Origin of the sequence: Bradyrhizobium arachidis (assembly GCF_015291705.1) — a bacterium.
GTDB classification, from domain to species: Bacteria; Pseudomonadota; Alphaproteobacteria; order Rhizobiales; family Xanthobacteraceae; genus Bradyrhizobium; species Bradyrhizobium arachidis.
The window spans coordinates 2,258,905-2,272,837 of the sequence record NZ_CP030050.1; the positions used below are offsets into that span (position 1 = coordinate 2,258,905).

The 13,933-nt window shown below is 57.7% G+C and carries 9 protein-coding genes; 6 read left to right on the forward strand and 3 right to left on the reverse strand.

The genetic code is table 11. The features are described from left to right. The first annotated feature begins 57 nt into the window (after window positions 1-57). Window positions 58-369 carry a hypothetical protein gene (locus WN72_RS10460; protein WP_194483014.1) on the forward strand — a complete coding sequence of 104 codons (312 nt, stop codon included), beginning with the start codon at window positions 58-60 and terminating at the stop codon, window positions 367-369. Between the two features lie 663 nt (window positions 370-1,032). Further along, on the forward strand, window positions 1,033-1,218 hold the full coding sequence (locus WN72_RS10465) for a hypothetical protein (protein WP_181411730.1): 186 nt from the start codon (window positions 1,033-1,035) through the stop codon (window positions 1,216-1,218). Between the two features lie 880 nt (window positions 1,219-2,098). On the opposite strand, the gene WN72_RS10470 is transcribed toward WN72_RS10465, so the two are convergent. After that, complete coding sequence (locus tag WN72_RS10470; protein ID WP_092219386.1) at window positions 2,099-2,395, reverse strand: chorismate mutase; 297 nt, start codon at window positions 2,393-2,395, stop codon at window positions 2,099-2,101. 356 nt (window positions 2,396-2,751) lie between these two features. Here WN72_RS10470 and WN72_RS10475 point away from each other — a divergent pair, with 356 nt between their 5' ends. Beyond that, window positions 2,752-3,042: a hypothetical protein gene (locus WN72_RS10475; protein ID WP_244553948.1), complete on the forward strand. Its 291-nt coding sequence runs from the start codon at window positions 2,752-2,754 to the stop codon at window positions 3,040-3,042. Here WN72_RS10475 and WN72_RS10480 read toward each other — a convergent pair. Next, window positions 3,039-3,251: a hypothetical protein gene (locus WN72_RS10480; protein WP_167381108.1), complete on the reverse strand. Its 213-nt coding sequence runs from the start codon at window positions 3,249-3,251 to the stop codon at window positions 3,039-3,041. The two genes, WN72_RS10475 and WN72_RS10480, sit on opposite strands and share 4 nt — an antisense overlap. Window positions 3,252-3,408: 157 nt before the next feature. Further along, a complete protein-coding gene (locus WN72_RS10485) occupies window positions 3,409-5,856 on the reverse strand; it encodes an NEL-type E3 ubiquitin ligase domain-containing protein (RefSeq protein WP_244553949.1) in 2,448 nt (815 codons plus the stop codon). 3,290 nt (window positions 5,857-9,146) lie between these two features. Here WN72_RS10485 and noeE point away from each other — a divergent pair. From noeE to cysN, 3 genes are all read left to right on the forward strand, one after another. Continuing rightward, the gene (gene noeE / locus WN72_RS10490; protein ID WP_092219394.1) at window positions 9,147-10,247 is read left to right on the forward strand and encodes a nodulation protein NoeE; all 1,101 of its coding nucleotides are present in this window, start codon (window positions 9,147-9,149) and stop codon (window positions 10,245-10,247) included. A gap of 273 nt (window positions 10,248-10,520) precedes the next feature. Then, the gene (gene cysD, locus WN72_RS10495) at window positions 10,521-11,420 is read left to right on the forward strand and encodes a sulfate adenylyltransferase subunit CysD (protein WP_092219396.1); all 900 of its coding nucleotides are present in this window, start codon (window positions 10,521-10,523) and stop codon (window positions 11,418-11,420) included. Then, window positions 11,420-13,303 carry a sulfate adenylyltransferase subunit CysN gene (gene cysN, locus WN72_RS10500; protein WP_092219398.1) on the forward strand — a complete coding sequence of 628 codons (1,884 nt, stop codon included), beginning with the start codon at window positions 11,420-11,422 and terminating at the stop codon, window positions 13,301-13,303. The genes cysD and cysN overlap by 1 nt, the downstream gene beginning before the upstream one ends. Window positions 13,304-13,933: the final 630 nt, after the last annotated feature.

Here is a 13,933-nt window from a genome sequence, read left to right on the forward strand (position 1 = left end):
GCGGCTTCCCTCCGATAAGTATTATGGAGCTTTTCCCCGACTCGATGGCGTGCGCGCGTGAGTTTTCAGCTGTCCATACTGAAGATACTTGCCGGCCAGGCACACGGACGGGCGAGCATCGAAGTCGTTAAACAGCATTTGGCCATTTATTACAGCAGCGGCCCAGAGTGGCGGGCGCGTATGAAGCGTATCGCGAGCCGAGCGCCCCAACTCGATATTTTTGGCCAAAGGCTGATCGAGCGAGAGGCCGGGTGCTGGATTATCACCGACGAGGGAAGGAAGACTCTTGAAATGCTCGAATTGGTGGATGTGGGTGCTATGCAGGGTCAGGTTAAGCGGGAGATCGCGCAAGAGCGCGAAGATGGGTAGCCGCCCCCGGTGTCTTCGCAGCTACGAACCAGCGCGCGCAGAAAGCGCTCCCCGGCAAGCGATTGAGCACGCGCAAGGGCTATCGGCGTGACGGCTTGCCGCTCAATCCCTTGCCGATGGCCACTGGCTTCATCCAACCTACGGAATGGAGGAGCTGATGTCTTCGTGCACTCCAACGCGTTGAGCCGAGCCCGAAGGGCCGACACGAAGACCCGACCGATCTAGTATTCGCGCACGCCCCAAGGGAGCTCTGGCGTTTAGATAAAGCGCGCTAATCGTCTTAAGGTGACCATAGCAAGAGACCGCCCCGATGTTCTCAGGGCCTCGATGTTTGATCACTCTAGGCTTAATACAAATCACGAACCTCCCCGAGATGCAGCTGTTCAGGTTCATCGCGATTGGCTTGCTCATTCCAGAACATGTTAGTCTACGTGCTTAGTTTCGAATAGAAAGGCGTGGATTGAGCATTCAATTGTAACGAAGCCTCTCTACACAGCGTCTGTACGAAGTTTACAATTCCACAGCTGCACTAGTCCAGACGTTGTCTTCCGAAAGCATGACCGAGCTAATACCTGGCGCGAGTTCCGATGACTGTTCTTTTTTTACGGTCGTCGCTGCGAAAAAACTATGTTACAAGCGCTCTTCTCAGAAGGAGCATTCATCGTGAAAAAAGCAACAAAGAAACGCGTCAAGCGGCGCGAGTGGACGAAGGCAGATATCAAAGAGCTCAAAGTTCATTCGAAGGCTCGGACCCCGGTCATAAAGTTAGCAAAAATGACCAGACGCAGCGCCGGCGCGCTGCGCCAGAAGGCCTTAAATCTCGGAATTGGACTCGGACATCAGCGGTAATTTTGAGCAATTGGCTAATGGCGGTAGGGCGGCTTGCGGGCCGCCCTCTTTGGTCGTAGAAACTTCGTCGCAAATTAGCTTTGCCGATCCGCGCTGAGAGAGTTTTTCACGCACGTGCTGGATGGCCTTCAACGTCGCGGAACGGGCCCCCACGCGTCCTCATCTTTGATCAAGTTTTTTGGAAGGCGCTTTCGACGGCCGCTAGCGATGTATGATCGCGAGTGAAGAGATACTCTTAGCCCATAGGCCTGTCTCGAAGATGAAACCCCGAAACGCTCGTCTCCGGACGCGGGCGATGGGGCCAAAGCGCCCAGTTCTAGGCGCGTTAGCTTCCGAGAATCTAACCAGTCTTAAACGAACTCCTAGGTCCGAATCTAACATCCGTTCGGCCAGCAGCTTTTTCAGATTCGGCGAGACAGTCTTGGTGCTGGGCCGAACTCATTGGCTGATCGCTTTACCCGGCGCGCCACTGAGCGGCCTTGCGGCGCCTTCATCAATTGACTGGGCCGACGTTCGACCTTCTTTAGGCCTCTGCCGACGATGAGGCTTGGCGCCTCCCGCGAGACTTGCCGGCTTGGAACACCGATCTGGCGCTCCGTTGCCGAGACTGCTGCCGGAAGGCATTGACGCAATGCTTCTGCGGTGAGCTAGTGAGACTAACCCGCGCACCGCTTTGATCCCCCACATGAACCTTACCGCAGAACGTCCAAGCGTCGATCCGACGCCGGTTCAACTCTGGCCGAGTATGCGGAGAGGAAAACCGAGTCGCCCGCAACGCAAGGATAGTCGTCCACATCCGCGTAGTAGCAGCGCATCCTTCGAAGCAGGATTTGCTTGTCAAGCTTTACGGACCGCGCGTCGCATGCTGAACGAGGCAATTCTACACTTTACCGATCTCTTCACGAGCAAGATCATGATGCCGGATCACTTCTGTTATGATGAAGGCCAGGAACTTCTCAGCAAAGTCTGGGTCAAAGTTGGCGGCCTGTGCGAGCGCACGCAGTCTTGTTGTCTGTCTCTCCTCCCGACCTGGATCGGCAGCAGGCATTTGCAATCGAGCCTTTAGTTTTCCCACCTCTCGAGTGCACCTAAAACGTTCCGCGAGAATGTGAATCAGGGCGGTGTCCAGATTGTCGATGCTGCTCCGAAGAGCATTCAATTCGGGTGGAGCTTCCAACGTCTCAGGTCCCTTCGATGCGCACGATGTTTTTCGGGCTTCATAACGAGCCTCTGTACTACTGTTCTTGAGTCAGACCTCGAGTGCGAGCTAACGTTGACGCCTTATGGGCCCGCTCAAGAGTTTTATGCAAGCACCTTAGCGAGTGGACGTGATTTCTGGATCCGAGCCGATTAACCGGGTTCTGACATCGGAAGGCCAATGCCACGTCATCGGATCGGGTGCCGCTTTTCGGGTGTCGCAGAACATCCGACGGATGCCATTCCCGACGGCCTCTATTTGCGGTTATACTCACGCTCGCGCCGTGGTGGTGAAAGGCGCAACCGTCAGACCTATGACTCACGGAGCCCACCGCCATGATCACCTTCGCACCACTGCTCGTCTTCCTCGTCATAGGCTTTTTCGCGTGGCTGCTCTTCACGCTTGCAGTCTTCGCGTTGCCCGTCTTCGCCGGCGTAACGGTTGGTCTTTGGGCCTTCCACACGGGAGCCGGCGCTCTGGGCGGCATCGCTGTCGCCCTCGTCGCTGGCGCCGCGACGTTCAGCATCGGCCAGCTCGCGCTCGCCCTCGTGACATGGACTTGGCTCCGACTCTTTGGTCATCATCTTTTACGTCGCACCGGCGACCGTCGCCGGTTACAGCGCTAAACCGACGCAGCAGGATGATTGTCTCCTAGTCCGTGAAGCTCATCATGCGATTGTTTTTCCAGACGCTGAAGCTCCTCTGAAGCGACGGAGGCCGCCGACGGCACGGCTTCATCATCCAGATGATCCAGCACTCGCCGAAGCTCTCCTTGAGAGAACTGCTCTGAATGCAATTCGGCTTGCGCGAAAGCCGACGAGGTGAAGTGATCCATCTCGCCATTCCTGAAGCTCCTCTGCGGGCTCCTCGTCAAGCGGTCGTCGAAGCTCCTCTGCGCGCCTCGTGACTGCCACGTGCCTAATCCTGCCGGCATAACGTTCAACGAACAGCCCGTTCGGCGCGCCGGAATCCTCGCCGAGTGGACGGCCGCTTCACAGCTCAAGCGCATGATCCGCGAGCACCTGCCGCATCAGTGCGCCCTTGATCTCGCGGGCGATCTCGTCGCGGATCTGGGCTCCGAACTGCAACTCGGCGTCGCTGTTTCCGGTCAGGTGATGGTCGGCGAGTCGCTGCTCGAGCCGGCTCGGAAACTCCCCGTCCATCGCCTCGGCGAGCCGGTTCTGCATCTCTGCATGGGCGTCGGGGGCAATCCGGCTCACCACCGTTTCCCAGGGCTGCCAGCGAGTTGCCATAAAATCGGCGAACCCCGCCGCTTCCTCATTCCGCACCTGCGTCTCGGCTGCGGTGAGGTCGTGCTCAGTGACGTACGAGATGTCATAGAACCGCATGTCCGGAGCGATGAGCTGCAGGTCCAGCCGGTCACGTAGCTTGACCTGATAGGCGAGATAGACCTCGATCTCATCGACGAACTGGAGTGAGTTGACCTTCTGACGGGCAATCGGCTCGAGTGCGCCCAGGCGGAACAAGACCCGGGCCTTCTGGATGAGCTCGCCGAGCCGATCGTCATAGGCCCCGTCCTCGACATCAGCGTTCAGGCGTGCGGTCTGCATGCTGTTCCAGGTCAGAGTGATGCGATCCTGGCAGCTCTCGCTCGCCCCGAAAGCCAACTGAAAATACTGCTCGCGCAAGTGCGGTCTGATCGCAGCCTGCTGCAGATCCTCGGCGACGGCCTCCCGGAGATAAGGATTATCATAATTTACGGTGTTCCGTAGCCTATCGAGGAAGAGCGCGTATTCCGGCGCCCCCGCTTCGCCGGCGAAGTTTTGCCAGGCGTCGATCACCTTCGGCTCCCCGTCCATCCAGTCCGCTACCACCTCGGCGAGCGACCGTTCCTGATCCACCGCCGGTCCCTCGCCCATCGAGAAGAAGACCCGCGGGCCGTCATAGCCCGGGGAATTGAGGGCTTCCGCCAAATTCGTACGCACCCGCTCGGGCAGCGGATTATTCTCCAAATAAACCATGCACCCAAAACCTAGCCGGGTTAGCAGCGCCTGCGGCAAGCTGCTCAGCCGATTATTGCGTGCCTCGAGCACCTGCAGTTCGACGGGGAGATTGTCGGGTAAGCTGGTCAGCCGGTTGCCGCCGACGTGAAGTCTCTGAAGGTCGGGGGGGAGGGTCTCGGGCAAACTGTCCAGCTGGTTGTCGCGCGCAAAGAGCACCTGCAGTTCGACGGGGAGAGTGTCGGGAAGGCTGGTCAGCCGGTTGCCATCGGCTTCGAGCTCTTGGATTTCAGGCGGGAGTGTATTGGGAAGGCTGGTCAAGCGATTGCCGCCGACGGCAAGTGACTGAAGTCCGATGGGGAGGGCGTCGGGCAGTCTGGTCAACCGGTTGCCACGGACGTCGAGGTCCTGCAGCCCATCCGGCAGGGTATCTGGCAGGCTGGTCAAGCGGCTACTGCCGACCGCGAGCGTCAAAAGCCCCTCTGGAAGGTTTTCAGGCAGACTGGTCAGCCGGTTGCCCCCGATGGCAAGTGACTGAAGCCCGTTAGGGAGTGTGTCGGGCAGGCGGGTCAGCCGGTTGCCGCTGGCGCCGAGCGCCCGCAGTCCAGACGGGAGGGCGTCAGGCAGGTGCACCAACTCGTTGTCGCTCACGTTGAGCGACTGAAGCCCAGGCGGAAGGGCGGGTGGCAGTGTCGTCAGGGATAGATTTAAGAGCTCCAGCCCTGCATAGACGTCGCCTGCCTCACTCCAGGCTTTTATTCGTCTTACAGCCTCTTTGCGGTTCTCGTCTTGCGACTGCCCTTCCTCTTCGGCCCAACCATCCAGGATCTGGTTAAGCCGCGACTCGCTGAAGACAGGTTCTTCATGCGTCTGACCGCTTGCGCGCCTCGGAGCCCCCGTTTGCAAGGCTATGGTCCACTGCGCTGCGGCCGGGGTCAGTCTAGAGGTATTGCCATCGCCCGGCCGGGGCTGTCGGCCCAGAATCGATGCCCCCAAATTTTGCTCGGAACGATTCGCGGCGAATGTTGACGACTCCGGCGCTACATCACCGGCCCCGGCCCACGAATGCTCCTCCTGATCGACACTATACGGCGGCCAATCGGCAGCTGAATCCATGGCGTGCCAATCATCTGTCAGACTGAAGTTGCCATCCGACAACTGCCCGTCGCGATCCGCGACCGGAAAAAGCACATGCTGATCGTCTCGTTCAGAGCAGGCGAACGAATTCGACGGCGACCGCGAGGTGCCCTGTCGGACTACATCCTCGTGCGGCATTCCCAAACGATCCGCACCTCTGTTCGAAGCAACACAGGGCGGCTCGCCGAGGCTAATTGGATTGGGAGGCAGGCGACCGTGAAGACGCAAATCATTCACGTGCTGCTGAAACCCGGCTTGGTCGGCCTGCTGCTGTTGCCGCCGATCGTAGTACGCCTGATCGACACGGGTCTCGAATGGGTTGAGATTATTAAACGCATCCATCCCACTCTCCTAGTCAGATCTGAGCAGCTAACGCCGGTCTGGATAAGTACGTTCACGCTAAGAGGCTTAGCTTTCTAGAAGCTGACGAGGGATCAGAGTGATCGTAACTGTCCCGTAAGCCTTCGTGGAACACTTATTGCTGGATGGATCATTGCAGTGACAGCTTGCGTATGTCTGCTACGCAGACTTGAGCCTTGCCGGCGTGATCTCGACGGAAGACGTGCTCATACTCCGCGAGAGCAAGTCAGAAAATTGCATCTCCCGCCGTGCATCCCGCAATCCGATCACTGCGCAGCTGGGTCGGACAGCAAATATCACCTTAACTTGACGCCACGCTGCGCACCTTCTTTTAGGTGACTGGTGGACCGATTGCTGCGCCAGTATGTTCATCGGAGGCGGGCCGAAGTCCATCGTCTCACCTCGAAAATCACCTGATGCGCTCTGGCAACCAACGGCTGGAGAAGATCAGGTAACAGGACGTTATCCGCTCATCGTGCCCATGCTCGCGGGGTGACGGTCAGGGAGGTGCAAGGTGGCTATGCCGGTCGCTCTCACGACAGCACCAGGGAAGCAGACATTGCGCAAAACTGCAATTTGTCACGCGCATGCGGTGGCCACCGCCGGGGAGGCTGGGATTGGAAGTTGGCATACGAAGGCTGTGAGGCCGCCACTGCCCTGTTCTTGCGCAAATACGGAAAGGCGCTCTTCCGCAAAGTGAATCGGCGGACTTCTCGCGATGGAAACGAAAAACCCCGGCATGAAGGCCGGGGCTCCCGTCATGCCACAGCGTACATCCGGCCGGGACAATCAGACGATGGTTAGCACGGAGTTTTCGAAGAAAATGTGACCTTCGCGGTCGCTCTTAAAGGTCGGAGTTTTCGCAAACCCTTGTAGACCGTACAATTGATCACACCGGCCACTTTGTTGCCTTCAGCGCTGTAGAAGCGTTGCTCGCTGCCTCGAGCGGGCAAACAGCAGACCCACGTGGCGATGGTCATTCCCGTTGAAGTCCCAAATCGCCTGTCAGAGACCTTTGTGCCTTTCTGAGGAATCAATGCCAGTTGGTCTCCGTCAAGGCAGTGATCCCGTCGGCACGAAGCACGGACTGATTTGAGAGGTTTTATTTCCAGCCATTGCTGTGCGGAAGGGGAGCCAAGCCATGCGCGTTCTCGGGTATTGTTTTCGTCCTCATGGGGCTGGCCAGTCCCGCTTACGCCTGGCGGGATATGGGCGACATGGAGTTGCCGCAATCGCTTACAGGCGGCATCGATGATGCATTGCGGCCGAAAGTCGATGCCCTCATCAAATAGCATCCGGCGTATCCGCCTCAGGCCCGATCGATTTTGAGAAGTCGTTTTGCGGCGATGTCTGGGCGGACCTTACTATTCTCGTCTACGACAAAGACGCCGCGATCATAACCGTTCTTCTGCTGGCGCATTGGGGCCCCTTGCATGTTAGCGTTCACACATCAAGCGCGCTGCAGAACTGTTTCCGAACAATAAAAACCTCCTGACTGCCTTGAAGATGATGGACGAATTTCACGCGCGGTGGCTCAAGGCGGATGGTAAGCAATGCCAGCAATACGGATAGAGATCAGCGCGGCAGTTACTGGTCGCTGTTGCTGGTTGATGCGCAGTCTGATCCGATTGCGTCCACTGACATTCCTGAGCGTCCGCCGAGGCGGGGTGATACCGATCTCGCTGCGACCTTGAAGATGATATACGAAATTGATCCCGGAGACGCCGCTCTCATCCTTGAAAGCCCCTAAAGTTCTGACTACAGAGCTAAGGAAATCTGCCCTGGAGCGGGCTGCACGACTTGGTGCTCTAAGTGCGTGGCTTAAAGAATCGAAGCTGCTGGAAATGTGGGTAATCGAAAGCTGCGTCGTAGGCGCGCGGCTAAAGTTTTGGGCGTAAGCCGACCTCGCCGAGCCTGTCGGATAGCTCGAGCTCCGAGGCGATATGGCGCGCTCAGCAGCAATTGAAAAAGCGCTCTGTTACCTTGGTAGATGGCGGCGGAGCGGTTACGTCCTGAACCCGTCATCACCTGCGCGCCGTCCGCGTTGTGAACGGACCACAACCACCTTCGACCGCCCTGCTTCAAGACATATTCGAAGAATGGGAGACTTATGGTTAGCGAGTCCATTTCTGACAATCGTGCGTTTGGTCTTCTGAATGCCAGAGCGGGCCCATTCCAGGCGATGTCTCATTGTAGCAGCCTTGGCAATGAACTCGCTTGATCGGTCAATGCCGCTTTCATCAAAAGTGAGCTCATCCTGCGCTGTCTGTCGTGGCGCCAAAGTCGCGAAATGCTTGCGCGTTTTGGCCATAAGCGACATCTGCAGGATCCGGTCATCGTTTGCGGAGGACTTATGCCGCAGCAACCGTTTTTCTCTAGCAACTTTGAGTGGGTCGTCACGAAGGAAGGGGCGACGTGCATCAATCGTGACACCAGATTGGCCGGTACAACCCTTTTTCTCTGCCCAAATAGGTCACCGCCATCAGGATCGACCACCGTGGCCCAGTGATGCCCAACACAATGGTCCTCCCATGTGATCGGCCGGACAATCTCGTTTCCGTCAGTATAGATGCGGCCAAGCGCGCTTGCTGGATCAGCCATCTTAAGCCGGGTTCCGTCCTTTACAACCGTCCTTAGCGCCGATTAGGGGGCGGCAGTGCCGCAAGAGCAGGTAAATCAAACACTTGGTATAGTTCGGACGGATGGGCTTGCGAACAACAGGCTGGCCGGAGCTATGGCTCAGTGTCTTGGACCAACGGCAGTATGCACGGCAAAGTTGCGTTAGGATCGATGCACGCTGACAAGATAGCTGCGCGTCGCCAAGTGAGATGTCCGCGATGTGGCTGCTTCTTTGCCGCGCTCGCCGGTATGCCGAATATTCAGCGAGGTGCATGTCGCATTTACGGATTCAATGCCCCAGCAACGGCGACTTATGACTACACGTAATAGCCTTCCTGTAGCGGCGGCGGTCTTCGGCAAACGTCCGTATAGTTCTTTCCAACCTTCCCATATCCGCAATCGATGTTCGTTTGATTGAGCTGCCGCTTGACGTCGTTTTAACTGTCGAGCAATCGAGGGGGCGATTGCAGTTATCTTTTGGTGATCCCGCCGATCAATCGAACCGAACGGACTAAACTCATGAGTGCTACACAAAAGTCTTGTTTTGATACTTTGCACGGGAGCGGCTGTCCATGTGATCCCCCGGCTGGCTTGTTTCGCTCAATCGAGCGAGCGCCGGCAGAGTTTGCTTTTCAGGCACGAGGGTCTGAACGATGAGCGGACGTTTCGGCCGTTCGCCTGCGGTGTGCTTTCTTCTTGGTCTTCCACGATCCGGGACGACACTCCTGGCGCATTTGCTCCAGCACCATCCAGACATTGTGGCTCCGCCTGAACCCTGGTTGATGCTGGCGCTTGAAGCATTTGGCAAGGTGGACCAGCGCCATCCGGCGGGCAGCTCACTGATCAAGACCGCGACCTCGGAGTTTCTGGGGCGGATAGATCGCACGATCGCCAGCCGCGCTTATGCCGATGCAGCATATGATCAGTATCTGGTGGACGCGGGCAAGCGCATCATCATAGACAAGACACCGCGGTATTGGACCGTGCTTGAGTTTCTTGAATCTGTCTATCCAGAAGCGCCACACATCCTTCTGATGCGCAATCCCTATGCCATCGCCGCTTCACTGAAATTGACGTGGGGCGTCCCACTGCGGACAGAAAGCCCGCATTCGGTTAGCGTATCCAGTCTCACCGATCTGATGCTCCGTCTGCCCGACGTCATCATAACTTCACTCGCCGATTTGGTTCTGGGCCTTCCCAAGCTCGCCGCGCACCGCTCTCGCCCGCAGACACAGTTCGTGCAATACGAACTGCTCGTGGCGCATCCGGACGAGGAAATCCGGCGTCTGTTGAAGGGGCTCGGCTGTGACCCAGCGGCCGTCGCATCGGCTGGGATGAGACAAGCAGATTATCTTCGATCCAGCAGCTTTGGGGATCGAAATATCCTGGAACGAAAGGCCGTCGACGAAAGCTCTGTCAAATCATGGCAATCTCAATTGAGCGTCGAAGAGATGCAAACCGTGACTGATTTGGTCGGCGCTGAGCTTTTGCTAGAACTCGGATATGAGCAGGAACTGGTGCGTGCACAGAAAGCCGGAGTGCTGGATAGGGGAAGTGAGGTAACCGAACTCTATCGTCGCATATTCCGAACCTGGTGGGATTTGCGAAGTACCAAGGCCGGAGCATTATCCGGTCCCTCTCACGCTGGAGAGCCGGTCCATACTGCTTGGAACGTTTCGGAGAACCGCGACGCGGCTATCGAGATGTTGCGAGGCGAAGTCGAGCGGCTTGAGCGGATCCTCAATAACTCCTAGGGCGATCTGAATGCTTGCGATCAAAACACGTTGGTTGATTTAGCCAAGATCCTTAACCCGCACGAGCTGATCTCCCGATCAGGTGTGAGGCCGGCGCCGCCGCACCAGCGAAAGAATACGAGATGCTGCCGCGTCTGCAAGTCTGCTGTCCAATGGAGCTCGACCTCATGGACGAGCCGGCCGCTTGGCCGGCCGTTTCCTCCGCGCATATTCTCCACTCTGGGCCGGAGCTGAACGGCGAAGAACAGAGATCCTGCATCGAAAAGAAGATATATGCTGCCGAAACATCTGCGCCGACTCGAAGCTGAATCGATTGAAATCATGCGTGATGTGGTCGCCGGGTTCAAACGGCCGGTCATGCTTTACTCGATCGGAAAAGACTCAAGCGTGATGCTGCACATTGCGATCAAGGCGTTCTATCCGGCAAAATTGCCTTTCCCCCTGCTTCACGTCGACACGACCTGGAAATTCCGTGAGATGATCAGCTTTCGAGACGCGACAGCCAAGCGGCTCGGCCTCGACTTGATTGTCCATATCAACAAGGAGGGCATCGCGCGCGGGATCAATCCGATCGAATCCGGCTCCGCGCTTCATACCCAGGTGATGAAGACAGACGCGCTGAAGCAGGCCCTCGACCTCCACGGATTTGATGCCGCGTTTGGCGGCGCCCGGCGCGATGAGGAAAAGAGTCGCGCAAAAGAACGGATACTCTCCTTCCGTTCGGCCGGACACGGATGGGACCCCCGTAACCAGCGGCCGGAGCTTTGGAGCCTGTTCAACACACGGATACGCCAGGGTGAAACCATGCGCGTGTTTGCGATGTCAAACTGGACCGAGCTCGATGTCTGGGAATACATCATGCTCGAGAAGATTCCGGTCGTTCCGCTCTACTTCGCCAAACTAAGGCCCACAGTACGTCGAAATGGTGCGACGATCATGATCGACGACAAGCGATTGCCGCTTAACCGCGGCGAGACGCCGGAAATGCGGATGATCCGCTTTCGCACGCTTGGATGTTATCCTTTGAGCGGGGCTATTGAATCCAACGCGATGGCGATTGAAGACATCGTCGCAGAAATGCGGACTGCGACTGTGTCGGAGCGCCAGGGACGCCTAATTGATGTCGATGAAGCCGCTTCAATGGAGAAGAAGAAGAGGGAAGGTTACTTTTGATGTTTGTAAAGCCGGCAACGGAAGCGGTCCCGGCCAGGACAAAGGATCAGCTGCGATTCATCACGTGTGGCTCGGTGGACGACGGCAAATCGACGCTGATCGGCCGGTTACTGCACGACAGCAAGATGATCTACCACGATCAGCTCACGGTGCTGAAACGCGACAGCATCAAGCACGGTAGCGCCGGAAATGACATCGATTTCGCGTTACTCGTGGACGGGCTCGAGGCCGAACGGGAGCAGGGCATCACGATCGACGTCGCCTACCGCTTCTTCACGACGCCGCGGCGCTCCTTTATGGTGGCCGACGCTCCCGGCCACGAGCAGTATACCCGCAATATGGCTACCGGCGCCTCCCATGCCCAGCTCGCCATCATCCTGATCGATGCCCGCAAAGGCGTGATGGTTCAGACCCGCCGCCACTCCTTTATCTGTTCGCTGCTCGGTATTCGTCATGTCGTCCTGGCAGTGAACAAGATCGATCTTGTCGCATACAACAAAGAGTGCTTCGATCGGATCGCCCGTGACTATCTGGCCTTTGCCGCCGATCTCGGCTTCACCTCGATCGTTCCGGTCCCGATCTCGGCCCGCTACGGCGACAACGTTGTGGGTCGCTCCGCTCATGCCAACTGGTACGATGGTCCCTGCCTGCTCGAGTATTTGGAGAGCATTGATATCCCGTCCGGCACCGCAGGCCAGGCTTTCCGCTTTCCGGTCCAATGGGTGAACCGCCCAAACCCGGATTTTCGGGGCTATGCCGGGACGGTGGCTTCCGGGAGGATCTCGGCAGGAGACGAGATCGTTGTCGCCGCGTCGGGACGGACCACGCGCATCAAGCGGATCGTGACCCACGATGGCGACCTTGTCGGCGCCGAAGCCGGCGATGCGGTTACCATTACACTGGAAGAAGAAATCGATATCGGCCGTGGCGACATTCTGTCGCGGCCGGACGACCGACCGAAGGTCGCCGACCAGTTCGCCGCTTATGTGATCTGGATGGACAACGAGCCGCTCGCTCCCGGACGCAATTACGTCCTGCGGATTGGATCGCAGACGATTATCGGCAGCATTACCGCAATTAGACATCGGATCGACGTCAACACTTGTGAGCATCTGGCCGCCGGGATGCTTTCCCTAAACGAGATCGGCTTCTGCGATGTTGCGACCGCAATGCCCGCAGTATTCGATCCTTACGAGCTCAATCGAAAGACCGGATCATTTATCTTCATCGATCGTTACACGAATCGTACGGTCGGGGCCGGCATGATCGCCTTTCCGGTACGGCGGGACACCAATATAGTTAGGCAAGCGCTATCCGTGGACAGGAGGGAGCGCGCCGCGCTCAAGAATCAGAAGCCTTGCGTCATCTGGTTCACTGGCCTGTCTGGCGCGGGAAAGACGACGATTGCCAACCTGGTTGATCAAAAGCTGTGTGGCATGTCGCGGCATACTATGCTGCTGGATGGCGACAACCTCCGGCACGGTTTAAACGCGGACCTCGGCTTCTCGGAGACGGACCGCGTGGAGAACATTCGGCGCGTCGGTGAAGTTGCCAAGTTGATGGCGGACAGCGGCTTGATCGTGATCTGCTCCTTCATCTCGCCCTCTAGGGCCGAACGGGACAGGGTGCGCGGCCTGGTTGGCAAGGATGAGTTCATAGAAGTCTTCGTCGATACGCCGATCGAGGAATGCGCTCGGCGAGATCCAAAAGGCCTATATTCAAAAGTGAAATCCGGCCAGATCAAGAACTTCACCGGGATCGATTCGTGCTACGAAGCACCAACAACACCGGAGATTCATCTGAGGACCATGGAGCAGACCCTAGAGCATTCAGCGGAAGCGGTGGTGGATGTCTTGATGGCGCGCTCAATTCTTAATGGTTAGATGTCCCTCGCATCGCACCATCGAACATCCTGCGGGCCCGGCCAAAGACGATTCGGCTCGGGCTGGCCCGCGATCGGACTTTTCGCTCCAAAGGAACAAAATTGTCGCATCTACTCCTCGAGTGCCCGCTTCCGGTTACGTGCTCGAAGTGACGGGCAATTCGAGACCGAGTACGCGAGCAGAGATTGAGCATGGGGCGGGAGCGGAGGAGATCAAGAAGTGCCTTCCATGCTCCAGATGAGAATCTACGACGATGACAAAGGCCAGAGAGGAATTCCGACTCCCAGTCGGTTGAGTTTCGCTTAGCGTTTCTTCCTATGCGTGCGGCCAGCGACGCCGCGCTCCCATTTGGCCAAGCCAGGCAGCGTCTCGGCCGGCTTCGATCTTTCGCGCGGCAGTATGAGGGTGGGGCCCCGGTTTTCTGAGCCTGGCCGCATCCAGCGAGCGGGCGCTTGCTTGAGTATATTGAATCCGAACTTAGCCGTCGACCCCGACTCTCTCCTGTCGCGACCTGCCAGCTTTCGGGAAGCTTGCTTCCTTTTGGCCCGCCGCTCGTCGACCGATGCGGCCCGCGTACGCGCCGCGCCTTCGCATCGCAAGACAAAGCAGCCGCGATCCTTAGCCATCCTG